The organism is Aliiroseovarius crassostreae (genome assembly GCF_049803815.1).
GTDB lineage: Bacteria > Pseudomonadota > Alphaproteobacteria > Rhodobacterales > Rhodobacteraceae > Aliiroseovarius > Aliiroseovarius crassostreae_A.
In genome coordinates, this window is sequence record NZ_JBNAGI010000001.1 from 308,515 (window position 1) to 332,267 (window position 23,753).

Here is a 23,753-nt window from a genome sequence, read left to right on the forward strand (position 1 = left end):
CCACCCCATGACGAGCTATACCGCCCCGACCAAGGATATGGGTTTCGTGTTGCACGAAGTCCTGAAAACCCATCAGTCCGACATCCCCGGATATGCGGACCTGGAGCCGAGTTTCACGTCGGCCGTTCTGGAAGAGGCAGGCAAGTTGGCCAGCGACGTGTTGACCCCGTTAAATGCGGTGGGCGATCAACAGGGCTGTCGTTTGGAAGACGGCGTGGTCTATACACCCGAAGGGTTCAAAGCGGCCTTTGAGCAGATGAAAGAGGGCGGCTGGACCGGTCTGGACATGCCCGAAGAGTTCGGCGGCCAGAACATGCCGGTCGTGCTGGGCACCGCGGTGGGCGAGATGTTCTCTGCCGCGAACCAGGCCTTCACCATGTATCAGGGCCTGACCCACGGGGCGGCCTCGGCGATTTTGGCCCACGGCACGGACGAGCAAAAAGCCACCTACCTGCCCAAGATGGTCAGCTGCGAATGGACCGGCACCATGAACCTGACCGAACCGCATTGCGGCACCGATCTGGGCCTGATGCGCACCAAGGCGGAACCGCAGACGGATGGGTCTTACAAAGTGTCCGGCCAGAAGATTTTCATCTCTGCGGGCGACCATGACATGTCCGAAAACGTGATCCACCTGGTGCTGGCAAAAATCCCGGGCGGCCCCGAGGGCATCAAAGGGGTTTCGCTGTTCATCGTGCCGAAATTCAACGTGAACGAAGACGGCTCTGTCGGGTCGCGCAATGGCGTGTCGGTGGGCAATATCGAGAAGAAAATGGGCATCCACGGCAACTCGACCTGCGTCATGAACTATGACGAGGCGACCGGATATCTGCTGGGTGACATGCACAAAGGTATGCGTGCCATGTTCACGATGATGAACGAAGCGCGTCTGGGTGTTGCGATGCAGGGCCTGGCGCAAGCCGAAGCCGCCTATCAGAACGCGGTGATCTACGCCAAGGACCGCCTGCAAGGGCGTGACGTGACGGGTGTGAAGAACCCTGATGGCCCCGCCGATCCGCTGATTGTCCACCCCGACATCCGCCGCTCGCTGATGGATCAGAAGAGCTTTGTCGAAGGGGCGCGCGCCTTCCTTTTGTGGGGGGCATCGCTGATTGACCAGGCCCACCGCGCCGGGGACAAGGACGCCGATGACCTGATCTCGCTGATGACCCCGGTTCTGAAGGGCTTCCTGACCGACCAGGGCTATGACATGACCGTGCTGGCGCAACAGGTCTATGGCGGCCACGGCTATATCGAAGAACATGGCATGAGCCAGTTCACCCGCGACGCACGGATCACCCAGATCTACGAAGGCGCCAACGGTGTTCAGGCCTTGGATCTGGTGGGCCGCAAACTGGCCGCCGGTGGTGGCAAGCCGATCATGGGCTTCTTCGACATGATCAAGACCTATTGCAAGGAACAGGGCGACGACGAGGCGATGAAAGAATTCATCGAACCGCTGAAAGACGCGTCGAAACACCTGCAGGCCTCGGCCATGTATTTCATGCAATCTGCGGGCAAGAACCCCAATGACGCGCTGGCCGGCAGCTATGATTTCATGCATCTCTTTGGTCATGTCTGCCTGGGCTTCATGTGGGCGAAATCCGCCCGTGCCGCATTGGATGCCTTGGCAAACGGTGCCTCTGACGTCACGTTCTACGAGACCAAGCTGACCACGGCCCGCTACTATATGGCACGCCGCCTGCCCGCCACTGCGATGCATCTGGCGCGGATCGAAAGCGGATCTGCCACCGTGATGGGGCTCGACGCCGAACAGTTCTAAACAATTGAAAAGAGGACGGAATGCCCAAACGCTTCAAACTCACCCGCCGCTTTCCCTGCGCCATGACCGAAGACGGCTATCGCCGCCTGAAACGATTTGCGCAGGAAGCGGGGCTGGATGAGGGCGAAGCGCTGTCCTTCCTCTTTGAACATTTCGACAGCGTAACACATCAGGAAAACCTGACCGCACGCCTTCGTCTGTTCAACGCGGAACTGGACGCGCGCAAACGCTAATCGCCCCGCCGGCGGACAGGCTGGATCTTTCGGCGGGGATATTTGAAACAGGAAAATGCAAAGCGACACCCTCGTTTTCTTGCTCAAAATACCTCGGGGGTCTGGGGGCAGCGCCCCCAGCTTCCAACAGCAAACCGACATCACAATGGGGAGAACGTGATGACCATCAAACTCTACTGCTTCGGCGAAAGCGGCAATGCCTACAAGGCGGCGCTTGCGCTGGAACTGTCTGGTCTGGATTGGGAACCGGTCTACGTCGATTTTTTTGGCGGCGAGACCCGCACGCCCATGTATCGCAAGATCAACCCGATGGGCGAAGTCCCTGTGATGGTGGACGGCGATGTGACCCTGTCGCAATCGGGCGCCATTCAGGATTATGTTTCGTCAAAATCCGGCAAGCTTGGGGGGCGCAGCGCGGCAGAGCGACGCGAGATCCTGCGCTGGCAATTCTGGGACAATCACAAAATGTCCTCGATGGCGGGCATGACCCGGTTCCTGATGAACTTCCTCCCCGAAGACAAACGCCCGGCTGAGGTGATCGCCTTCAACCAGGGCCGCCTGAAAAGCGCTTACAAGACGCTTGAGGGCGAACTGTCTTCCCGAAACTGGTTGGTGGGCGATGCGCTCACCCTCGCCGACATTTCCTGCTGCGGTTACCTCTACTACCCCGAACCCTTCGGCTTTGACCGCGCCGACTGGCCCGCGATTGACGCCTGGCTCACGCGGATTTCCGAGACCCCCGGCTGGAAACACCCCTACGACCTGATGCCCGGCAGCCCCGCTGACCGCGCCTGAAATTTCGGACATAAGATCCTGAAAGGAAACAGAATAATGACCGACGCCTATATTTATGACGCCGTGCGCAGCCCGCGCGGCAAAGGCAAAAAAGACGGCACGTTGCACGAAGTGACCGCCGTGCGCCTTGGGGCTGAGACCCTGAATGAACTCAAGCGCCGCAACAATCTGGACGGCCACGCGGTTGAGGATGTGATCTGGGGCAACGTCACCCAGGTCGGCGAGCAAGGCGCCTGTCTGGCCCGCTCGACCGTGCTCTATTCCGACCTGGACGAGCGCATCCCAGGTGTCTCAATCAACCGTTTCTGCGCCTCGGGGCTTGAGGCCGTGAACATGGCCGCCAACCAGGTGCGCGGGGGCGCGGGCGACGCCTATATCGCCGGTGGTGTCGAAAGCATGTCGCGGGTGCCGATGGGGTCGGACGGGGGCGCAATTGCCGCGGATCCGTATCTCGCCATGAAGACCTATTTCGTGCCGCAGGGCATTTCGGCAGACATCATCGCCACCGAATACGGCTTTAGCCGTGATGATTGCGATGCCTATGCCGTCGAAAGCCAAAAACGCGCGGCTGCGGCGCGCGCTGCGGGCCGGTTTGACAAATCCGTCTACACGCTGCGTGACCAGAACGGTCTGGAAATCATGTCGCAGGACGAGATGATCCGAGAAACCAATATGCAGACCCTGGGTGGGTTGAACCCCTCGTTCGCCATGATGGGCGAGCAGATGCCGGGTTTTGACGCCGTGGCTCTGCTGAAATACCCGCATCTGGAAAAGATCAACCACGTGCACCACGCAGGGAACTCGTCCGGGATTGCCGATGGGTCCGCCGCTGTGCTGATCGGCAACAAGGAATTTGGCGAACGCCACGGGATCAAACCGCGCGCGCGTGTCCGGGCCACGTCGAAGGTGGGCACCGATCCGACCATCATGCTGACCGGCCCGGTTCCGGCGACCGAGCGTGTGCTCGCGGCCGCAGGCATGGGGATTGGCGACATTGATCTGATGGAAGTGAACGAAGCCTTCGCATCCGTTGTGCTGCGCTTCCTGCAAGCCTTCAACGCCGATCATGACAAGGTGAATGTGAACGGTGGGGCAATTGCCATGGGCCACCCGCTGGGCGCCACGGGCGCTATGATCCTGGGCGCGCTTCTGGATGAAATGGAGCGGTCGGACAAAGAAACCGGTCTTGCCACGCTGTGCATCGGATCTGGCATGGGTGCCGCAACCATCCTTGAACGCGTTTAAGAAGGGACGTTTAAAAATGGCTGATTTCAACTACACCGTTGACGCCGATGGCGTCGCCACCATTTCCTGGGATGTGCCGGGGAAATCGATGAATGTGCTGTCTTATGCCGCTCTGGAAGAGCTGAACGGGCATATCGACACCGTGTTGTCAGATGATGCGATCAAAGGAGCAATCATCACCTCGGGCAAAAAGGATTTTGCCGGGGGCATGGACCTGAATGTCATCGCCCAGATGAAGGAAGACGCGGGCGACGACCCGGCCAAGGGTCTGTTTGACGGCATCATGCAGATGCACGGCGTGCTGCGCAAAATCGAACGCGCAGGCATGGATGCCAAGACCAATAAAGGTGGCAAACCGATTGTTGCGGCGCTGCCCGGCATCGCGCTTGGCATCGGGCTGGAAATCCCGCTGGCCTGTCACCGCATCATTGCCGCCGACAACCCGAAGGCCAAGATCGGCCTGCCGGAAATCCTTGTGGGCATTTTCCCCGGCGCGGGCGGCACCACCCGTCTTGTGCGCAAAATGGGCGCGATGGCGGCGGCCCCGTTCTTGCTGGAAGGCAAAACCGTGGCCCCGACCAAGGCAAAGGCGGCAGGTATTATCGACGAGGTTGTCGCCCCCGACGAGTTGCAGGCCCGCGCAAAAGAATGGGTTCTGAACGCCAAGGACGCGGACATTGTGAAACCGTGGGATGCAAAGGGGTATAAAATGCCCGGCGGCATGCCCTATCACCCCGCAGGCTTTCAGACTTTCATTGGTGCGGCGGCGATGATCCATGGCAAGACGGCGGGCGTTTACCCCGCGGCCAAGGCGCTGCTGTCGGCCGCCTACGAAGGGGCAATGGTGCCGTTTGACGACGCGCTGCGGATCGAATGCCGCTGGTTCGTGAACGTGCTGATGAACCCGTCCTCCTCGGCCATGATCCGGTCCCTGTTCATCAACAAACAGGCGCTGGAAAAAGGCGCGGTGCGCCCCAAGGATGTGGCAGATCAATCGGTCAAAAAGGTCGGCGTCTTGGGCGCAGGCATGATGGGCGCGGGCATTGCGCTGGTCTCGGCCATGGCCGGCATGGAAGTGGTTCTGATCGACCAAAACCAAGAGGCGGCGGATCGCGGCAAATCATACTCTGAGACCTATCTGGACAAAGGCATCAAGCGTGGCAAAGCCACGGCTGAGAAGAAAGAGGCCGTGCTGGGGGCGATCACCGCCACCACCGATCTGGACGCCCTGAAAGGGGCCGATCTGATCATCGAAGCGGTGTTTGAAGATGTGGGCGTGAAGGCCGAGATGACCAAGAAGGTCGAGGCCATCGTGGGCGAGGATTGCATCTTCGCCACCAACACCTCGACCCTGCCGATTTCCGAACTGGCAAAGGCGTCGGAGCGCCCGGATCAGTTCATCGGCATCCACTTCTTCTCGCCGGTCGAAAAGATGATGCTGGTCGAGATCATCAAGGGTAAGGAAACCGGGGATCGGGCCGTGGCGAAGGCGCTGGATTACGTGCGCCAGATCCGCAAAACGCCGATTGTGGTGAATGACGCGCGCTTCTTCTACTGCAACCGCTGCATCATTCCTTACATCAACGAAGGCATCCGCATGGTTGGCGAAGGGGTCAGCCCCGCGTTGATCGAAGGGGCCGCGCGCCTGTTGGGCTTCCCGGTGGGGCCGCTGCAGCTGGTGGATGAAACCTCGGTCGAACTGGGCGTGAAAATCGCCAAGGCCACCAAGGCCGCGATGGGCGATGCTTACCCCGACAGCGCGGTGGACGAAATCATCTTCTGGATGGCGGATGAGGGGCGCATGGGCCGCAAGGCCAACGCGGGCTTCTATGACTACGACGACAAGGGCAAACGCACCGGTCTGTGGGCCGGGCTGGGCGAGAAATTCGCCGAGCTTGACGAGCAGCCCGACCTGACCGAAGTGAAACATCGCCTGATGATGAGCCAGGTTCTGGAAGCGGTGCGTGCGCTGGAAGAAGGCGTGCTGGAAGATATCCGCGAAGGCGACGTGGGCGCGATCCTGGCCTGGGGCTTTGCGCCCTGGTCCGGTGGCCCGTTCAGCTGGCTTGACATGCTGGGCGCCCCTTACGCGGCAGAGGTCTGTGACCAGTTGACCGAAAAGTTCGGCCCGCGTTTCACCACCCCTGCCCTGTTGCGGGACATGGCAGAAAATGGCGAAGGCTTCTATGAGCGTTTCGACAAGAGTGCAGAGGCGGCCTAAAGGCGGCCACACCAAACACAGGAAAAGCCCGGCATGGTCCGGGCTTTTCTTTTTGCGACATGACACGCAACAAAACTAGAAAACTAGAAAACTAGTTTTCTAGTTTTATGCGCCCCGTCAACGCCCCTCTTTCACCAGTTTTCGCAGCTGGAACTTCTGGATCTTGCCGGTGGAGGTTTTGGGCAATTCACAGAACTCAACGATTTTGGGCGTTTTGAACCCGGCAAGACGGTCGCGGGCAAAGGCAATCAGATCTTCTGCGCTGACCTCCATGCCTTCTTTCAACTCCACAAACGCGCAGGGCACCTCGCCCCATTTGTCATCGGGCTTTGCCACCACGGCACACAGCATCACCGCGGGGTGGTGCATCAACACCCCTTCAACCTCAACCGAGCTCACGTTTTCGCCGCCCGAAATGATGATATCCTTGGCGCGGTCGGTGATCTGGATATAGCCATCCGGTGTCTGATGCGCGATGTCGCCAGAGTGGAAATAGCCCCCGGCAAAGGCCTCGGCGGTCGCTTCGGGGTTCTTCAGATAGCCTTTCATGACGGAGTTGCCACGGATCATGATTTCGCCCGTGGCCGCGCCATCCATCGGGATCTGGGTCATCGCGTCATCCATCACCGTGATGTCTTCCATCTGCGGAAACAGGACCCCGGTTCGGGCCTTGATGGCCGCGCGTTCGTTTTGTGGCAGGCTGTCCCACTTGGTGCCATCCCACAGGCATTCGGTCACATGGCCATAGGTTTCGGTCAGCCCGTAGACCTGCGTGATATTAAAGCCCAGGGGTTCAACGGCGGCCAGAACGGCTGCGGGGGGCGGCGCGCCGGCGGTGAAGACTTCAACCGTGTGATCAAAAGGTTTTCGGACCTCTTCGGGCGCGTTTACGATCATGTTCAGCACAATGGGGGCCCCGCCGAAATGGGTCACGCCTTCGTTGGAAATCGCGTCATAAATCGCCGCGGCAGTCACGTCACGACAGCACACAATGGTGCCACCCAGCGCGGGCATCATCCAGCTGTGGTTCCAGTTGTTGCAATGAAACAGCGGCACGATGGTCAGATATCTGGGATACAGCCCCATATTCCAGCTGATCGGCGTGCCCATGGTCATCAAATAGGCGCCCCGGTGGTGATAGACCACGCCTTTGGGTCGCCCGGTGGTGCCAGAGGTATAATTAAGCGCGAGGCTTTCCCATTCATCCTGCGGCATGATCCACGCGAAGTCTGGGTCGCCAGACGCCAGAAAATCTTCGTACTCCAGGTGCTTGCCGGACGCCGGGTGGCCTGCATGCGTGTCGGCCACTTCGATGATCTCGGGCCCGTCGCCGTCCATCAGCGCAATCGCCTTCTCCGCCAGGGGCAGGAATTGCGCATCCACCAGCACGGCCTTTGCCTCGCCATGGGCGAAGATATAGGCAACCGTATCCACATCCAGCCGGATGTTGATTGTATTGAGCACCGCCCCGCAGGCAGGAATGCCAAAGCTGGCTTCCACATGGGGCAAGGTGTTGGGCAGAAGGGTCGCCACCACGTCGCCCGGTGTGATGCCGCGCTGTGCCAGTGCCGCGGCCAGGCGCGTCACGCGAGCATGGTAATCACGATAGGTCAGACGGGTTGGGCCATAGATCAGCGCCTCGCGATCCGGAAACACTTTTGCCGCCCGTCTGAGATGCGAGAGCGGTGTCAGCGGCACAAAATTCGCCGCGTTCTTCTCCAATCCTGTTTCATTTGCCATCCAACCCATCGCGCGCTCCCTGTTGCAGTCATTTCGTTTCCTCTGGTCTTTCTTGCCAGAATGTCGTTTTTCGAGCAGACCAGATCGCAGGTCGTCTGGTCAATGCCCCAAACACCCATCGTTTGATTGGAAACCGACATGTCCACGGACAGTTTCACCGAGTCTCCCGCGCCCCTGCCAGGCGTGGACAATGTACCGGATCACGACCGCAGCCGTGATCGCCCGGCGGCTGCGGCGGGGGTGGTCTTTCTTGCCATGTTCATCTTGGGGGGGCTGGACAACGCGGTGGCGGTCATCGCACGCGATACGGGGCTGTGGCAGTTTCATTTCATCCGTGCCTGCCTGGCCGTCACGATCATGGTTGCCCTGGCGCAGATGGGGGTGATCAATATCACGCCCAAACGCACCTGGGCGGTGGCGCTGCGAGGGGGGCTGACCGGGCTTGCAATGCTGGTCTATTTTGGCTCGCTTGCCTTTTTAACCCTGTCACAAGCGGCGGCGGGGCTGTTCACCGCCCCGATCTGGGTGATGCTTTTGTCTGCGGTATTCTTGCGCCAAAGGGTGGGACCGATGCGGATACTGGCCGCCGCAATTGGCTTTGCCGGTGTGCTTCTGGTCTTGCGCCCGTTTGACGGAGGGGTGAACACGCTCGCGCTGTTTCCGATGGTGGCTGGCTTTTTCTACGCCTGCGGGGCCATCGCCACACGGCAATGGTGTACGGGCGAAAGCGCCATGTCGATGCTGCTTTTCTTCTTTCTCTCTTTGGGCGTGTTTGGCCTGTGTGGCGCAACAATCATGTCGCTTTGGCCGCATGAGGTGCCCGCTGGACCCGACGGGTTCATCCTGCGCGGCTTTGGGCCGATGGGACAGCTGTCTATCGGGTTGACCGTGCTGCAGGCCGTCGGGTCCATGTTGGCGGTGGGGTTTGTGTTTCGCGGCTATCAACTGGGTGACGCAGCGCAGGTCGCGATCTATGAATACGCGCTTTTGGTGTTCGCGGCGGGCTGGAGCTATCTGCTCTTCGATCAAAGCGTCACCCTGATGAGCGCGATCGGCATGGGGTTCATTATTCTTTCGGGCATCGTGATCTCTCTGCGCTCGCGCAGGGCATAGAAACCGGTTAGGGTGCGGGCATGATCATTTCACATGGCCGCCGCTATATCTTTGTTCACGCTCCGAAAACCGGAGGAACCTCGTTGGCCCTGGCGCTGGAGGCGCGGGCGATGAAGGATGATCTGATGCTGGGGGACACGCCCAAGGCGATGAAACGGCGAAAGCGGTTGAAGGATGTGCAGGCGGCGGGGCGACTGTGGAAACACTCTAGGCTGTGCGACATCGCGGGGCTGGTGACGCCGGATCAGATGCGCGACTATTTTGTGTTCATGCTGGTGCGCAATCCCTGGGATCGGATGGTGAGCTATTATCATTGGCTCCGCGCGCAGGGGTTTGATCACCCGGCCGTACAATTGGCCCGATCTTCTGATTTTGCCGCATTCCTGAAAGCGCCTGAAACCCAGGCCAGTTTTCAGGCCTCGTCCTTCGCAAGCTACGTGACGGACGCACAGGGGCATGATTGCGCGGATCTGTTCATCCGGCTGGAACATTTAAACGAGGACCTGCCTGCTTTGGAGGCGCATCTGGGCTTTTCTCTACGCCCTCTCCCCCATGCGAACCGGTCTGCGCGGGGCAAGGATTTTCGGGATATGTATACCGATGATCTGGCGCAGATCGTGGCCAACTGCTGCGCCGAAGATATTGCGCGATTTGGTTACGCCTTCGAATGACAAGATGCAGGGGGTGCCTTTGGCGTCCCGAAGTCTTTCATGAAGCGTTAACAAAACCAGAAAACTAGTTTTCTAGTTTTCTAGTTTTCTAGTTTTCTAGTTTTCTAGTTTTCTAGTTTTCTAGTTTTCTAGTTTTCTAGTTCGGGGAATGCGGCGCTGGCTGTCAGCAGTCAACACGCAAAGTATGACCAAGACCCGCAAACCGACAAAAAAACGCCGCGCGGGAAAACCTGCGCGGCGTCTCCTGTTTCAGGGCATGTCAGGCTTATCTGCCCAGCGCGCCCTTCACTTGCTCGATCACAGCCGATACCAGTTCGGGATTATTGGCGGCCTGCTCAACGGCGGCTTTCAGCGCCAGTTTCTGCACGTCGCTCAACGACGACTCGTCGATCAGCGCAGCCACCTTGCTCGCGTCAAACCCTTCCGGGGTCAGCACCGTCTTGGCCGTATCCGTTTCGCTGGGCGCGGCAGTCCCTGCGGTCTCAGCAGGGGGCTGAGTAGCTTCGGCAGCCGCTTCAGTGCCCGCCTCGTTTGCGGTCGCGGTTTCGGCGCCTGCCTCAGTGGTTCCGGTCATGGCATCCGTCGCCGCACCAGCGGCATCTTCCACGGCGCCAGCCACGGCATCGGTGGCCGCTTCCGTCGCGGCCCCAAGCGCCTCGGTCATGGCTTCGCTTTCACCCACAATATCGGTGACCGCTTCCCCCACCGCTTCCATGGCACCTTCCACAGCCGTGGTGGCCGCTTCGGTGGCGGCGTCAGTCGCTTCGCCCGCAGCTTCAGAAACCGCGTCGGCGGCGGCAGCCGCTTCCTCAGCAGCGGCAGCGGCGGCTTCTTCGGCGGCGGCGGCGGCGTCTTCAGCCGCTTTGGCAGCGGCTTCTTGCGCCATTTTCGCGTCCTCTGCGGCTTTCGCCTGTGCAGCTTCAGCCGCCTCTTGTGCTGCAACAGCAGCTTCTTCTGCCGCCATTTTGGCTTGATTGTCGGAATACCACTTGTACCCCCCGAAGGCTGCGACAGCGGCAATCACGATGGCAATCAGCGTCTTGTTCATTTTTTCTTCCTCAAATCCTGGAAATGGAACGGTTGTGCTCCGGGTTTCCCCCGGCTGCCCTTCAAATCGGTTATTTCCGCCGAACCCTCAAGGGGAGTTTCGCCACAGACACGTCAAAACGCAAAATCCCGCGCGGATTCGGCTTGAAAGCGCGGAATACCGCCTTTACCTTGCGCCCAGAGAATACTGAAACTTCAGAAGGAATGGCACCATAGCCCGCAGACCTCACAACGCGCCCCCGCAGCGCGACACCGGCCCACGCGTCAACGAACGCATCCGCGCCCCCGAAATCCGCCTGATCGGCGCCGAAGGCGAGAACGAAGGTGTTGTCACCCCGGCCCGCGCCATGGAACTGGCGGAACGTGCCGGTCTGGATCTGGTCGAGATTTCGCCCAACGCCAACCCGCCCGTGTGCAAGATCATGGATTTCGGCAAGTTCAAATATGAACAGCAGAAACGGGAGAGCGAGGCGCGCAAAAAGCAGACCACCATTCAGGTCAAAGAGGTCAAGTTCCGTCCGAACACCGACACGCACGACTATGACGTCAAGATGCGCAACGTGGTGAAGTTCCTGGAAAAAGGCGACAAGGTGAAGGTCACCCTGCGCTTCCGCGGTCGCGAAATGGCCCACCAGAACCTTGGTCGTGAACTGCTGCAACGTGTGGCGGAAGACATCAAGGACCTCGGCAAGGTCGAGAATATGCCGAAGATGGAAGGCCGCCAGATGGTGATGATGATCGGCCCGCTGCCGAAGTGATCATCCCGCGATGAGTTTAAAAAAGACGCCCTGCAGTTGCGGGGCGTTTTTTATTGCGACTTAGCCAAAATCAAACGCGCCATTGCCATTGTCCGGCAGGTCGTTTGGAGGAGAGCCCGCTGGGGGGTCCAGCGGTTCAATCAATTCCGGCCCATCATCTTTCATGCCAAATTTCGCCACCGGGTCCACCTGAAAGCGGCCTTGCCAATGGGTGCCAAAGGTGCTGCGGATTTCTTCATCGGGGGCGGCACTGTCCATCCATGCCTGGGCTTCCTCGACATTCAGGATCACCGGCATGCGCGGGTGCAGCTCGGCGATTTCTTCCAACGCAGGGCGGGTCAGAATAGTGCAGGTCCGCTGGCCGTCCTCCAGCTGGCTGTGCAACCCGGCCATCAGCATGATAGGGTGATTTTGCTGCAATCGGATATGATTGGGCATTCGGTTGGATTTCGGCCCCGACCATTCATAATATCCCATTGCGGGGATCAGGCAGCGCCCGCTTTTCCAGGCGGTTCGAAAGGTCGGTTTTTCAAAGGCGGTTTCAATCTTGGCATTGAACGTCGTGGCCTTCCACTCCTCCGCCCGCCCCTTGAACCAATGCGGCACCAGCCACCAGCGCGCAGTTGACGCCGTCACCCCGCCCCCTTGCGGAAACAGAACAGTTACCTGCTGTGTCGGTTTCACATTATACCCTGTGGCCGCGGGCAGCGCCCCCGCCTCGGTCACCACCGATCCGGTTGGATACAGAAAGCCCTCAATGATGGCCAGCATCTGGGCCTGGGTCATATCCCCTGCAATCAATCTTCCACACATGTCCAAGGTTTAGCACCTTGGCCTGCGGGTTGACCATGCTCACTGATCACAAAGACGCACGCCCATGCGTGGTCGCGCCTGCCCGGCGCGCTGCTTGGCCACCAGTTCTGCCAGGATCGACACGGCAATCTCGGCGGGGCCAACCGATCCGATATCCAGCCCCACAGGTCCGTGGATGCGCTTCAGGTCATCTCGTGCAAACCCCCGTTGGGACAGGCGCCTCATCCTCTCGGCCTGGGTGCGGCCGGACCCGAGCGCCCCAATGTAATAGGCGTCAGACCCAAGACCCGCCTCCAGCGCCGGATCATCGATTTTCGGGTCATGGGCCAAGGTGACAATCGCGGTGCGGTGGTCAATGCCGATTTGGTCCAGCACCTCGTCCGGGTAGTCTTCATAAAGGGTCACGCCGGGAAACCGCGCCTCGGTGGCAAAGGCCCCGCGCGGATCGATCAGCACGACATCATGGCCGACAATCTGCGCCATCGGGATCAGCGCCTGCGCCACATGTACGGCACCCGCTATGATCAAACGCAAAGGGGGGGCGTGCAGATGGGTAAACTCTGCCCCGCGCATCCCCGTGACGGCATCTTGCGACGGCGTTTTCAGATCCCGTGCCCAGGATTGCGTGTCCAGATGATATAGCACCGAACGCCGCGCAGCGCGGGCAGACACCAGTTCTGCAAGCAAGACCACGGGCATCCCCTGCCCTTTTCCATGATCCCCGATGGGTTCTACCAGAACCGAAATCTCGCCACCGCAGGCCAATCCGGCAGAAAAGGCATCCTCTCCGGACACGCCAAACGTCAAAAGGCGCGATTTTCCGTCAAGGATGGCATCCTGCGCGGCCATCACCACCGCGCCTTCGACACATCCGCCCGACACCGACCCTTCAATAGCGCCATCCGCAGCAACCACCATCTGGCTGCCCGCCGGACGAGGGGCACTGCCCCAGGTGGCGACCACGGTGGCAATCGCCACCGCCCGGCCCGTCTGGTGCCAGTCAAGCGCCAGTTCGGGGATCTTGTCAAAGATTTCGGCCTGCATGGGCAGCGCTCCTGGAAACTGCATTCTGACAATATAGATATAAATTGTCAGACCCTCAAGGCCGCAAAAGAAAAGGGCCGCAGAAGGCTCTGCCGCCCTTTTTGATGGCTTTGGTTTTGGGGGCTCAGGCCGGTTTGCCCCGCCCGTGTTTATTCAGCCGGTTGCTTATTCAGCCGGTTGTGCCATCGCGGCCTCTCCTCGTGGCGCGTCGGGCACCACAAAGGCGATCACGACAAAAAGCACCCCAAGCCCAAGCCCCAACACATCGCCGGGAAGGGCGGTCAGCCCGTCATATTTTGCACCTGGCACGGTGCCCAGGGTCACTTTGCCACCGGCAATACTATCCAGCAGGCCTGATGCTTTTACCGTGGGGTAGGTCATCATATAGGCCGCAGCGCCCATCAGCCCGCCAAGGATGAAAAAGAGCGCATCCTTGCGGCCCGTTGCGGCCGCACAAACGCCCGTGCCAGGACAAAAGCCAGACAAAGCCCAGCCCGCTCCGAGCAACAGCCCACCGACAAACACACCGACATAGGCGGTTTTGACCGACATGTGACCCACATCCACCAAACCGGTCATCTGCCCGCCAAACATCAGGATCGAACCGACGCCGATCGCCAGCAGGATCGCTTTCATCAGGCCCAGCGACCGCAGCGATAGCATGCGGATCAAAACGGACGGGTTGGTGGCGCCGATGCGATCAAGGACAAACCCGAAGAGCGCACCGATGACGAGAGCAAGAACAATCTGCATGGCTTATCCTTTCTTGTAGATCATGATCGCGACCGGGACCGCCGCCGCAAAGGCACCCGCCGCGAAGATGTAACCCGACACAGCGGTCTGCATCATCCCCGACATCATGTGACCCGACGTGCAGCCGCCCGCCAGGCGCGCACCGTAAAGCACAATAAAACCGCCAAGGAAGGCAATCGCATAGCGTTTCCCGGGCGTATCGCCGAAGTTGTCATAGTGAATGGCGGGCAGTTTGTTTTCATCCGCACCGTTTCCGCCACGCAGCAGCATTGACAAAGCCGCCCCCACCATCATCGCCACCACAAAAACAAAGCTGTAATTCAATGGGTTCGCGATCGATTTTGCATATTTGCCGTTTGATTTGGCAAGGTAGGCATTTGTCGAAGTGTATCCCTCGTCCGTCTTGGTCACCAATTCCGCGTTAACCGCATCACCGATGATCCCGTCGAGGATCACAAATTGCGTGGACACGCCAATTGGCTTGACCAGCGCCACGGCCAGAAAGAAGACCAGCCCAAGCGCCAGCCCGCCGATTTTCCAGTTCAGTTGCATGGGGTCACCCCTCATCTATTAATATTCGCATGTTTTAATATTAATAAGAATTGGCGCCCGGCGTCAATGCACACACTCGAACGGGCCTGCTGCATGGCGGGCACAGAATGCCCTTTGCGAATTGTTCAAGCCCTGGCACAAGTTGACGAATAATCCCGGTTCTGACAGAAATATTGGAAACAATATTAAGCCTTTCGGGGGATAACCGGAGGGACCGAGAGCAGGCGTAGATATGACCAGTTTCCTTCCCGCCAGATCGGGACCCGCGAGTTTGGGGGACACCCGATGCGCATAACCGCAGTGACCTGCGTCAAAAACGAAGGCCCATTCCTGATCGAATGGATCGCTTTCAATCGCGTGATTGGTGTCACGGATTTCCTTTTCTATTCAAATGATTGCACCGATGCGACAGACAAGATGCTGGACGCATTGCAGGACCGGGGCATTGTCACCCACCTGCCCAATCCCGCACAGGGGCGCAATTACCAGATGGAGGCCCTGAAAGCGGCGAAATCCCATGACCTTGTGCTGTCCTCTGACTGGGTCTGGATTGCGGATGTGGACGAGTTTTTGAATATTCACCATGGCAATGGCACCCTGCCCGAACTGATTGAGGCCTGTGGCAACCCCCACGCCATCTCGCTCACCTTCCAGTTCTTCGCAAATTGCGACATCGAGGCCTATGAAGATCGCCCGGTGATCGAACAATTTACCCGTTCACACAATCCTGACATCTGGTGCGACCAGTCCGCCCAAGAGGTCAAGACCCTGATCCGACACGATTTTCCGGTGAAGTATTACGGCGCTCACCGTCCCTTTATGAAAGAAAACCTGCCCAAGGACCGCCGCCCGGTCTGGAAAGATGGGGGCGGACGGGATGTGCCGTGGAAGTTCCGCATTGCCGCCAATAAACGCCGCATCCGCAAGTTTCCGGCCCATGGCGCGCGGGAACTGGCGACACTGAACCACTACGCCCTTCGGTCTCTGGACAGCTACCTGGTGAAAAACGACCGGGGCGACGTGAACCGCGAACATCGCCATTTTGACGACACCTACTGGCGCGAGCGCAATGATGATGCCTATGAGGACAAATCGATTCAACGCTATCTGCCGCGGCTGAAAAAAGAGATGGACGCGCTTTTGGCCGATGAAGAAATCCGCGCCCTGCATGACGAAGCCGTGGCCGCCCACCGTGCGACGCTGGACCGTTTGATGAAGGACGATGATTATCGCGAGCTGCGCGACCGTCTGCGCGCCTGCCCTAAAATCAGCCCGGCGGAACTGGCGTTGAAAGAACTGATCGAAACATGAATACCCCAGCAAAGAGAGCGCCCTTGAAGGTGATCAACCTTGGCCTGCCCAAATCCGGCACCACAACGCTGGGCCAGGCCCTTAAACACGCCGGATTGAAAGTCGCCGATTGGCGCATCCGACGCGGTCAAAGCAAAGATGACGTTCTGGCGCGTGCCTTTGTTGGGCGCCAGATGTATAAGGCCTATTTCGAAACGGGCGACCCTCTGTCGACCATGAGCGAATTTGATGCCTTTACCGAGATTGATGTGGTGCGCGAGGGGCTGAACCTCTGGCCGCAATGCGACTGGGGGCTGCTTGCCGCCATCCGTGCCCACCATCCGGGTGCAAAATTCATTCTCACTCACCGCGATCCGGTGAAACTGTCCAACAGCATGGGGCGCTGGTCCAATCTGGGCAGCGCCCGCCTGCCGCGCAACGCGATCCCGGGCCTTCCCAAAGGGTTTGGCAAGACGGATGCGGAGCGGATCCGCTGGATTGAAGGGCATTTCGCCTTTTGCCGACAGGTTTTTGCCGGCGCAGACGATTTTATCGAATATGACATTGAGGATGACAGCGCGCGCGACCGGTTGTCAGAGTTCCTTGGCCTCGACCTGCCCTGGTGGGGCGTGGCCAACGTGAACCAGAACCGGCCCGGCGATGTCCCTTCCGAAGATAAGGATAACAGCTGATGCGCATCTATCTGCATATCGGCGTCGAGCAATGCGGCGCAGACCGCCTGCAGGACGTGCTGGACCAGAAACGCGATCAGATGATCGACAAGGGGGTGCTTTATGCCCGCAGCCCCGGCCGCAAGAACAACACAAGGCTTTACATGGCGGTCACGGACCCGGAGCGTGTGGATATCCTGCGCCATAATCGTGGCTTTGCCACGGAGGAAAAGCAGGCGATGCTGTTGCGTCAGGTGGGGGAGGATCTGGCGCAGGAAGTGGCGAAACACCAGCCAAAGACATTGATCCTATCGGCCAGCCAGCTGTGCACGCTGCCCAATAAAAGCGAGCTGTCGCGTCTTCGCGCCCTTCTGTTGCCCTTGTCCGACGACATTCGGATTGTCGCCCATGTGGATGAACAGGGCCGCGTCCTGACCCGCCATTATGCCCATGCGGTGATGCGGGGGCGCACCGCGCCCTTGTCACAAGAGATTGCCTTGGCGAAGAAGGCCAAGGGCAGTTGGTCGAAGGCGGCTTTGAAAGCGTGGGGCAAACCCGACCCGGCACGCCAGCAGTTTGACGAATTGCAGGCCGCCCCGCATTGGCTGGACTACGGCGCGCTCAAAGACCGGTGGGAAGCGGTGTTCGGCAAGGGAGCGTTTTCCCTGCGCGCCTATGACGAAACGCTGTTCTATGGCGCGTCCCTGACCGATGAAATCCGCAGCTCCTTTGCGATCAAACCGAATATTGGCAAGGCGTCGCCCGCGGAGATCCCATTCCTGCCCGCAGACGCCTGGGTCACACGGGCACGCCAGATGAACGAGGTGCTGGTGGCCCTTCTGGACAAGGGGCGGATCATTCCCCCCCCAATGTGGCGGCGCTTGGTGGGGCAGGTTTTTGTGGAGGGCGACCCAATCCAGCCGGGCAAATTGGCGGAGTTTTCAAAGGGATTTGAAAAAAGCAATAAAACACTTTCTAAAGAAAATGATCTACCGAAAGATTGTCTGAAACGAGACCGCGCCATTTCCGGCGGCTGGGAAGAGGCCGACCCGACCAACGGCTATCGCGCCACGCAATATGTGGCCGCGCTTTTGCCGCGCATTGATCAGGTGACGCGCGAACAGCGCAAGGCTGGGAAGGGCGACGCCACCACAAAACCGGCACAGACAAGCGGATCCGCCTCCGCGATGAACGGATCCAAAGATGCGGCCCTTAGCCCGGTGGCAGAAGCGCTGATGACCCCGCGTGCGGTGGAGAACTTTCACCACCTGCGCGGCGGGCGTTTTGCGCCGCACAACAATATTGGCCGGGTCAACGAGCATGAAATCGGCGCCGCCTATACTGAAGTGCCGATGCGCGATCTTCCCGATGCCCTCACACCCGGTGGCAATTCCGGCAATGTGATTGTCGGCTGCATGAAGAACGAGGCCCCTTATATTCTTGAATGGGTGGCCTTTCACCGCGCGATGGGGATCGACAATTTCCTGATCTACACCAATGACTGCAGCGACGGGACCAGCGAAATCCTGGACCATCTGCAAGAGATGGGCGTGCTGCAGCACCGCAATAACGACAACTGGAAGGGCAACAGCCCCCAGCAATACGCGTTGAACCAGTCGCTCAAGGAAAATGTGATCAAGAACGCGGAATGGGTCATTCACATTGACGTGGATGAGTTCATCAATGTCCGCTGCGGAAATGGCACGTTGCACGATTTCCTGAACCGCGTGCCGGACGCCACCAATGTGGCCATGACCTGGCGGCTGTTTGGACATAATGGCGTCACCGTATATCGCGACGATCTGGTGATCGACCAGTTTGACACTGCGGCCCCGAAATACGCGCCCAAACCGCACACGGTTTGGGGGTTCAAGACCATGACCAAGAATGTCGGCGCCTATGAAAAGTTTTCGTGCCACCGCCCCAACAAGCTGCGCGACACCCATCGCAACAAGGTGAAATGGGTCAATGGATCGGGCCTGCCGATGAGCGAGGATTACAAGGATCGGGGCTGGCGATCAGACCTCAAGACCATCGGCTATGATCTTTTGCAGCTCAACCATTATGCGCTGCGGTCGGCCGAAAGCTATCTGATCAAGCGGCAGCGGGGCCGCGCCCTGCATGTGGATCGCTCGATCGGCATCAACTACTGGGTGCGGATGGATTGGGGCGGCAACACGGATGTAACCATCAAGCGCAACATCCCGCGCACCCGGGCAGAGCTGGACCGGCTGCTGGAAGACGAGACCTTGGCAAAGCTGCATGAAAATGGTGTGGCATGGCATCGCGCAAAGGCCGCAGAGTTGCGGGAAAACCCCGAGTTTTCAAATCTGTATGACCAGGCCCTGAAAACCAAGCTGACCGAAATGGAACGCGTCGCCTATGCGCTGGCACTCGATATGGAGAGCTGACCCATGCGCTTCACCGCTGTCCTTTGTGTGCGCAATGAAGGCGCGTTCCTTTTGGAATGGCTGGCCCATCACAAGGGCATCGGGTTCACCGATTTTCTGATCCTGTCCAATGATTGTGATGATGGCACCGATGCCATGCTGGACCGTTTGGAACAGATGGGTGAGGTTGCCCATATCCGCAATGACGGCCCCTATGGGCAGGGCGGCATCCAGTGGACCGGCTACAAAATCGCTGACAAGCACCCGCTGGTCAAAACAGCCGACTGGCTGATGACGCTGGATATTGATGAGTTTGTGAACATCCATGTGGGGGACCATACGCTGTCCGCCCTGATTGACGCCTTACCAGACGCGGACGCCATCCCGATCACCTGGCGACTGTTTGGCAATGCCGGACAGCTACGCTTTCAGGACCAGCCGGTGACCGAGATCTTCACCCGCGCCGCGCCGGACGTGATGTATTGGCCCTGGCGCGCCTACATGTTCAAAACGCTGTATCGCAACAACGGTGCCTACAAGAAACTTGGCGTGCATCGCCCGCGCAGCCCGGTGGAGGGCAAGGTCGAAGCCACCCGCTGGTTCGACGGGCATGGGCGCGCGCTTGAGACGCGATTTCAGAAAGGGCAGATTTTCTCGCCGTTTGGCCGGCCCAATTACGGGTTGGCACAGCTCAACCACTATGCCCTTGGGGCGATGGAAAGCTATATCCTGAAACGCGACCGGGGGCGCGCGGTGCATCAAGGGGATCTGTTGGGGTTGGATTACTGGACCGAACGCAACTGGTCGGATGTGGAGGATCAGACGATTCGCGCCTGTGATCCGCTGCGCGACAGCCATCTGCATCGCTATCGCGAGGATGACAGGCTGATGGAATTACACGAGAAATCCGTAGCTTGGCGCAAATCCCGCTTTGACGAACTGATGTTGGAAGAGCCCAATCGCGCGTTGATGGGACGTTTGATGATGTCGCCCCCGGCCCGTCCGCTGCCTCTGAAACTCGCGCGTCAGTTGTTTGACCATGCACAAAGGGCGCGTGGCGGCTGGCATTGATGCCTTGGGGTAAACAGTTAACAAATTGGGCAGGCCAAATCACGGATTTGCCCCATTGCACACCCAATCGCGCCCGCATTACTTTCTAGCTAGTCCCTAAGAGACGCCAGAGCCAGAAGGTATGAAGATGCAGGATGACACCCCAACCCACGTCGATGAGTTTGATCTGGATGAAGCGGATTTCAACGCATGGTTAGAAGCCATTGACGAGATGGGGGAAGAGCGGGGGTATTTTGAACCGGTTGGTCCGCGCCATTCCGCAATCCTGACCGACGAAGGCCCGACCCTGATTGTCACCTTTGAAACGGTCGATACCATACGCCAAAGCGACGACCATTTGCCGATGGGATGGTCCTTGGTGCGCGACAATGGCTGGTCCAATCTCTGCATCCTCGCCCATGACGACAGCTGGTTTCGGGACAAATCCGTTTATGGCTATTTTGATCGGCTGGTGGATGACGGATTCTTTGAAGATTTCGACCAGGTTGTGTTTTATGGGGCTGGCGCTTGTGGCTATGCGGCCTGCGCCTATTCGGTTGTGGCCCCCGGCGCCACGGTGATTGCGGTGGCCCCGCAGGCCACGCTTGATATGAATCGCGCCGGGTGGGACCACCGTTTTCCGCAGATGCGCCGCACCGACTTCACCTCCCGCTATGGCTATGCGCCCGATATGGTGGAAGGGGCCGAGGCGGTTTATCTGCTGTTTGACCCCGCGCAACGCGAAGATGCGATGCATGCGAGCCTGTTTCAGGGCGACAATATTCACCCGCTGAAACTGCGCCATTTCGGGGAATGGTTGCCTGCGGAACTTTGGTCGATGAACGTCCTGCCCGACCTTATTCAGACCGCCGGAGAAAGCAAACTGTCCCCCCTGACAGCCCACCGTATCCTGCGCAAGCGCCGCACCCACCTGCCCTATCTGCGCCTGATCCTGGACAAGCTGCAGCAGGCCGGACGCAGCAAACTGGTGGCCGCGCTTTCCGGCCATGTGGTCGAGCGACGCAATGCGCCCCGCTTCCGCAAGGCTTTGGTGCAGGCGCAGGAAAATCTGGAACTGGAAGACGCCTGAACACGCCGCATGGTCCCACAGGTGTTCCCTAAATGTTCATGAGGCATTAACCAATGCGGCCGCATTGTGGTCACATGAAACAGATTCGAGAAAAATTGAGCGGAACGCCGATCTGCCCGGCCGATGCTCTGCTGCCCCTTCACCCGGCCGAGGAACTGGCCGATCTACGTCGCCAGATCTCTCGACTGCGCAAACGCGAATCTGAACTGCGCGAAGCCTTTCTGAGTTGCGAAGACCCCGATATGCTGGAGGGGTCAACCCATCGGGTTGTGATCAAAACCACGCGCGCCAAGGTGTTTGACACGTCGTTGCTGCCCCCCGTGATCCAATCCGACCCCCGCTTCTTCACCACCCGCGAACAGACCCGTGTCTGTGTGCTACCTATGGAACGACTTGCCCGGCGGCAGGGTGTTTTCTCGGGCATGGGCATTCCTTATCGCCCGGAGGCGGATGATATCGAGGTGCTGGAACCATTTTCCGCGATGTTGCGTAAGGCCTGAAGCAATAAAGCCCTTCCCTGTATGGCGGGCTTGGTCTAATCACACAGGCGATGACCCAGACCATTACAATCCGCCGCCCCGATGACTGGCACCTGCACCTGCGCGATGGCGAGGTGCTCAAGGCCGTCCTGCCCGAAACCGCACGCCATTTTGGCCGCGCGATCATCATGCCCAACCTTGTGCCGCCCGTGGTCACCCATGCGGACGCGCAGGCCTATCATGGCCGGATCATGGAGGCCCTGCCTGCGGGCATGAGCTTTGACCCGCTGATGGTGCTGTATCTGACCGAAGATACCGATCCGGAAGACGTGGCCCGCGCCCATGCCTCGGGTCTGGTCAAAGCGGTGAAGCTTTACCCGGCGGGCGCCACCACCAATTCGTCTTCCGGCGTGCAGGATTTCACCAAGGTCGCAAACGTGTTTGAGAAAATGGCCGAAATCGGTCTGCCGCTCTGCGTGCATGGTGAAGTGACCGACCACGAGATCGACATTTTTGACCGCGAAGCCGTGTTCATCGACCGGGTTCTGGACCCGATCCGCCGTGCCCATCCCGATCTGCGCGTGGTGATGGAGCATATCACCACAAAAAACGGTGTCGATTACGCGCGGTCCGGCGGCGACAATCTGGGGGCGACAATCACCACGCACCACCTGATCATCAACCGCAACCACATTCTGGTGGGCGGGATCAAGCCGCATTATTATTGCCTGCCGGTGGCCAAACGCGAAGAGCACCGCCTGGCCCTGCGCGAAGCAGCCACTTCGGGAGATAAAACCTTCTTTCTCGGCACCGACAGCGCACCACACACCGACCCGAACAAGGAAAGCGCCTGTGGCTGCGCGGGCTGTTTCACCGCGACCAACACCATGTCTTGCCTGGCAGAGGTGTTCGAACAGGAGGGCGCGCTCGACAAACTGGAAGGGTTTGCCTCGCGCCACGGTCCGGCCTTCTACGGCCTGCCGGTCAATGAGGGCACCATCACCCTGACCAAGGGCGATCCCGTGTCTTACCCGGATAAGATCACCACAGCCGACGGGCCGATCACCCTGTTTGACCCCGGCTTTGCGCTTCACTGGTCAGTCGCCACATAACACACCAATTTTCTTCCCAAGAAAGTTGGTCGGAAAATTTAAATTTTCCGGGCGGGCCCGCCCGGACGCCCCGCCCCGATCTGCCATTAAGGAGCTGCCACATGATCCCATCATCTTTCCCCGCAAAAGAAGAAATCGCCCGTCTGACCGCCCGGATGCTTTTGGAAATCGGTGCGGTGAATTTCAACACGGATGAGCCGTTCACGCTGGCGTCGGGCCTGCCCTCGCCCAGCTATATCGACTGCCGCAAGCTGATTTCCTTCCCGCGCATCCGCTCGACCCTGATGGATTTCATGTCTGTGACGATCATGCGCGAAGCGGGGTTCGAGGCGTTTGACAATATCGCGGGCGGCGAAACCGCGGGCATTCCGTTTTCCGCCTGGGTCGCCGAGCGTCTGGCCCTGCCGATGACCTATGTGCGCAAGAAACCCAAAGGCTATGGCAAGAACGCGCGGATCGAAGGCGCGATGTCGGAGGGGCAGCGGGTATTGCTGGTGGAAGATCTGACCACCGATGGCGGCTCGAAACTGTCATTTGTGGATGCGATTCGCGACACGGGGGCGACCTGCGGTGCGACCGCCGTTGTCTTCTATTACGACATCTTCCCCGAGACCGAGAAAACCCTGTCCGATCATGGTGTTCAGCTTATTCACCTATGCACCTGGTGGGATGTTTTGGCTGAGGCGAAAGCACAGGGGGCGTTTACAACCGAGACATTGGACGAGGTGGAACGTTTCCTGAAAGACCCGCGCGCCTGGCAGGCCGAGCGGATGAAAAGCTAACAGGTCGCCACCAAGTTTAGGCACCCTTTTGCGGGACTCCACCAAATATGGTAGGGTCCTGCCTGTGCTTTGACTTATCCACATGATGTTCACAGAAACATACATTTTGCGTTGAACCGGG

General features: G+C 59.2%; 22 protein-coding genes. 16 read left to right on the forward strand and 6 right to left on the reverse strand.

All coding sequences use genetic code 11. The features are described from left to right. The first annotated feature begins 7 nt into the window (after positions 1-7). From ACP15V_RS01495 to ACP15V_RS01515, 5 genes are all read left to right on the forward strand, one after another. Positions 8-1,783, forward strand: coding sequence for an acyl-CoA dehydrogenase C-terminal domain-containing protein (locus ACP15V_RS01495; RefSeq protein ID WP_424941913.1), 1,776 nt, complete (start codon positions 8-10; stop codon positions 1,781-1,783). Positions 1,784-1,803: 20 nt separating this feature from the next. Continuing rightward, a complete protein-coding gene (locus ACP15V_RS01500) occupies positions 1,804-2,016 on the forward strand; it encodes a hypothetical protein (protein WP_424941914.1) in 213 nt (70 codons plus the stop codon). Positions 2,017-2,175: 159 nt separating this feature from the next. Next, on the forward strand, positions 2,176-2,811 hold the full coding sequence (locus ACP15V_RS01505) for a glutathione S-transferase family protein (protein ID WP_424941915.1): 636 nt from the start codon (positions 2,176-2,178) through the stop codon (positions 2,809-2,811). A gap of 36 nt (positions 2,812-2,847) precedes the next feature. Next, entirely contained in the window at positions 2,848-4,056 is a 1,209-nt protein-coding gene (locus ACP15V_RS01510; protein WP_424941916.1) for an acetyl-CoA C-acetyltransferase, read from the forward strand. Positions 4,057-4,072: 16 nt separating this feature from the next. After that, complete coding sequence (locus ACP15V_RS01515) at positions 4,073-6,277, forward strand: 3-hydroxyacyl-CoA dehydrogenase NAD-binding domain-containing protein (RefSeq protein ID WP_424941917.1); 2,205 nt, start codon at positions 4,073-4,075, stop codon at positions 6,275-6,277. Positions 6,278-6,394: 117 nt separating this feature from the next. Here ACP15V_RS01515 and ACP15V_RS01520 read toward each other — a convergent pair whose 3' ends face one another. Beyond that, positions 6,395-8,026: an AMP-binding protein gene (locus ACP15V_RS01520; protein ID WP_424941918.1), complete on the reverse strand. Its 1,632-nt coding sequence runs from the start codon at positions 8,024-8,026 to the stop codon at positions 6,395-6,397. A 129-nt stretch (positions 8,027-8,155) separates the two neighbouring features. Between ACP15V_RS01520 and ACP15V_RS01525 the strand changes: the two genes are divergently transcribed. Together ACP15V_RS01525 and ACP15V_RS01530 are read left to right on the forward strand one after the other, a co-directional pair. Continuing rightward, positions 8,156-9,130 carry a DMT family transporter gene (locus ACP15V_RS01525; RefSeq protein WP_424941919.1) on the forward strand — a complete coding sequence of 325 codons (975 nt, stop codon included), beginning with the start codon at positions 8,156-8,158 and terminating at the stop codon, positions 9,128-9,130. Between the two features lie 20 nt (positions 9,131-9,150). Continuing rightward, a complete protein-coding gene (locus tag ACP15V_RS01530) occupies positions 9,151-9,801 on the forward strand; it encodes a sulfotransferase family 2 domain-containing protein (protein WP_424941920.1) in 651 nt (216 codons plus the stop codon). A 265-nt stretch (positions 9,802-10,066) separates the two neighbouring features. On the opposite strand, the gene ACP15V_RS01535 is transcribed toward ACP15V_RS01530, so the two are convergent. Then, a complete protein-coding gene (locus tag ACP15V_RS01535) occupies positions 10,067-10,849 on the reverse strand; it encodes a translation initiation factor 3 (protein WP_424941921.1) in 783 nt (260 codons plus the stop codon). A gap of 211 nt (positions 10,850-11,060) precedes the next feature. On the opposite strand from ACP15V_RS01535, the gene infC reads away from it, so the two are divergent. Then, complete coding sequence (gene infC / locus ACP15V_RS01540) at positions 11,061-11,606, forward strand: translation initiation factor IF-3 (protein ID WP_424942708.1); 546 nt, start codon at positions 11,061-11,063, stop codon at positions 11,604-11,606. A 60-nt stretch (positions 11,607-11,666) separates the two neighbouring features. Here the strand turns inward: infC and ACP15V_RS01545 are convergent, their stop codons facing one another. From ACP15V_RS01545 to ACP15V_RS01560, 4 genes are all read right to left on the reverse strand, one after another. Next, the gene (locus tag ACP15V_RS01545; protein ID WP_424941922.1) at positions 11,667-12,419 is read right to left on the reverse strand and encodes an SOS response-associated peptidase; all 753 of its coding nucleotides are present in this window, start codon (positions 12,417-12,419) and stop codon (positions 11,667-11,669) included. A 39-nt stretch (positions 12,420-12,458) separates the two neighbouring features. Then, positions 12,459-13,463 (reverse strand): XdhC family protein, encoded by a 1,005-nt coding sequence (locus tag ACP15V_RS01550; protein WP_424941923.1) that lies wholly within the window; start codon positions 13,461-13,463, stop codon positions 12,459-12,461. 165 nt (positions 13,464-13,628) lie between these two features. Further along, a complete protein-coding gene (locus tag ACP15V_RS01555) occupies positions 13,629-14,216 on the reverse strand; it encodes a DUF6691 family protein (RefSeq protein WP_424941924.1) in 588 nt (195 codons plus the stop codon). 3 nt (positions 14,217-14,219) lie between these two features. Next, the gene (locus tag ACP15V_RS01560) at positions 14,220-14,768 is read right to left on the reverse strand and encodes a YeeE/YedE thiosulfate transporter family protein (protein WP_424941925.1); all 549 of its coding nucleotides are present in this window, start codon (positions 14,766-14,768) and stop codon (positions 14,220-14,222) included. A 285-nt stretch (positions 14,769-15,053) separates the two neighbouring features. On the opposite strand from ACP15V_RS01560, the gene ACP15V_RS01565 reads away from it, so the two are divergent. The 8 genes from ACP15V_RS01565 (at position 15,054) to ACP15V_RS01600 (ending at position 23,632) form a co-directional block, all read left to right on the forward strand. Then, entirely contained in the window at positions 15,054-16,079 is a 1,026-nt protein-coding gene (locus tag ACP15V_RS01565) for a glycosyltransferase family 2 protein (RefSeq protein ID WP_424941926.1), read from the forward strand. Further along, a complete protein-coding gene (locus ACP15V_RS01570) occupies positions 16,076-16,750 on the forward strand; it encodes a sulfotransferase (protein WP_424941927.1) in 675 nt (224 codons plus the stop codon). Before ACP15V_RS01565 ends, ACP15V_RS01570 begins: the two co-directional genes overlap by 4 nt. Beyond that, a complete protein-coding gene (locus ACP15V_RS01575) occupies positions 16,750-19,140 on the forward strand; it encodes a glycosyltransferase family 2 protein (RefSeq protein WP_424941928.1) in 2,391 nt (796 codons plus the stop codon). Before ACP15V_RS01570 ends, ACP15V_RS01575 begins: the two co-directional genes overlap by 1 nt. A gap of 3 nt (positions 19,141-19,143) precedes the next feature. Then, positions 19,144-20,190, forward strand: coding sequence for a glycosyltransferase family 2 protein (locus ACP15V_RS01580; RefSeq protein ID WP_424941929.1), 1,047 nt, complete (start codon positions 19,144-19,146; stop codon positions 20,188-20,190). A 127-nt stretch (positions 20,191-20,317) separates the two neighbouring features. Continuing rightward, positions 20,318-21,259, forward strand: a complete 942-nt coding sequence (locus tag ACP15V_RS01585; protein ID WP_424941930.1) for a phosphoadenosine phosphosulfate reductase — start codon at positions 20,318-20,320, stop codon at positions 21,257-21,259. Between the two features lie 74 nt (positions 21,260-21,333). Further along, entirely contained in the window at positions 21,334-21,759 is a 426-nt protein-coding gene (locus ACP15V_RS01590) for a hypothetical protein (RefSeq protein WP_424941931.1), read from the forward strand. Positions 21,760-21,809: 50 nt separating this feature from the next. Beyond that, positions 21,810-22,850, forward strand: coding sequence for a dihydroorotase (pyrC, locus tag ACP15V_RS01595; protein ID WP_424941932.1), 1,041 nt, complete (start codon positions 21,810-21,812; stop codon positions 22,848-22,850). 101 nt (positions 22,851-22,951) lie between these two features. Further along, a complete protein-coding gene (locus ACP15V_RS01600; RefSeq protein ID WP_424941933.1) occupies positions 22,952-23,632 on the forward strand; it encodes an orotate phosphoribosyltransferase in 681 nt (226 codons plus the stop codon). Positions 23,633-23,753 lie beyond the last annotated feature (121 nt).

Coding starts and splice junctions, on each gene's coding strand:
- ACP15V_RS01495 (WP_424941913.1), top strand. CDS start 8: ATGACGAGCTATACCGCCCCGACCAAGGATATGGGTTTCGTGTTGCAC.
- ACP15V_RS01500 (WP_424941914.1), top strand. CDS start 1,804: ATGCCCAAACGCTTCAAACTCACCCGCCGCTTTCCCTGCGCCATGACC.
- ACP15V_RS01505 (WP_424941915.1), top strand. CDS start 2,176: ATGACCATCAAACTCTACTGCTTCGGCGAAAGCGGCAATGCCTACAAG.
- ACP15V_RS01510 (WP_424941916.1), top strand. CDS start 2,848: ATGACCGACGCCTATATTTATGACGCCGTGCGCAGCCCGCGCGGCAAA.
- ACP15V_RS01515 (WP_424941917.1), top strand. CDS start 4,073: ATGGCTGATTTCAACTACACCGTTGACGCCGATGGCGTCGCCACCATT.
- ACP15V_RS01520 (WP_424941918.1), bottom strand. CDS start 8,026: ATGGGTTGGATGGCAAATGAAACAGGATTGGAGAAGAACGCGGCGAAT.
- ACP15V_RS01525 (WP_424941919.1), top strand. CDS start 8,156: ATGTCCACGGACAGTTTCACCGAGTCTCCCGCGCCCCTGCCAGGCGTG.
- ACP15V_RS01530 (WP_424941920.1), top strand. CDS start 9,151: ATGATCATTTCACATGGCCGCCGCTATATCTTTGTTCACGCTCCGAAA.
- ACP15V_RS01535 (WP_424941921.1), bottom strand. CDS start 10,849: ATGAACAAGACGCTGATTGCCATCGTGATTGCCGCTGTCGCAGCCTTC.
- ACP15V_RS01545 (WP_424941922.1), bottom strand. CDS start 12,419: ATGTGTGGAAGATTGATTGCAGGGGATATGACCCAGGCCCAGATGCTG.
- ACP15V_RS01550 (WP_424941923.1), bottom strand. CDS start 13,463: ATGCAGGCCGAAATCTTTGACAAGATCCCCGAACTGGCGCTTGACTGG.
- ACP15V_RS01555 (WP_424941924.1), bottom strand. CDS start 14,216: ATGCAGATTGTTCTTGCTCTCGTCATCGGTGCGCTCTTCGGGTTTGTC.
- ACP15V_RS01560 (WP_424941925.1), bottom strand. CDS start 14,768: ATGCAACTGAACTGGAAAATCGGCGGGCTGGCGCTTGGGCTGGTCTTC.
- ACP15V_RS01565 (WP_424941926.1), top strand. CDS start 15,054: ATGCGCATAACCGCAGTGACCTGCGTCAAAAACGAAGGCCCATTCCTG.
- ACP15V_RS01570 (WP_424941927.1), top strand. CDS start 16,076: ATGAATACCCCAGCAAAGAGAGCGCCCTTGAAGGTGATCAACCTTGGC.
- ACP15V_RS01575 (WP_424941928.1), top strand. CDS start 16,750: ATGCGCATCTATCTGCATATCGGCGTCGAGCAATGCGGCGCAGACCGC.
- ACP15V_RS01580 (WP_424941929.1), top strand. CDS start 19,144: ATGCGCTTCACCGCTGTCCTTTGTGTGCGCAATGAAGGCGCGTTCCTT.
- ACP15V_RS01585 (WP_424941930.1), top strand. CDS start 20,318: ATGCAGGATGACACCCCAACCCACGTCGATGAGTTTGATCTGGATGAA.
- ACP15V_RS01590 (WP_424941931.1), top strand. CDS start 21,334: ATGAAACAGATTCGAGAAAAATTGAGCGGAACGCCGATCTGCCCGGCC.
- pyrC (WP_424941932.1), top strand. CDS start 21,810: ATGACCCAGACCATTACAATCCGCCGCCCCGATGACTGGCACCTGCAC.
- ACP15V_RS01600 (WP_424941933.1), top strand. CDS start 22,952: ATGATCCCATCATCTTTCCCCGCAAAAGAAGAAATCGCCCGTCTGACC.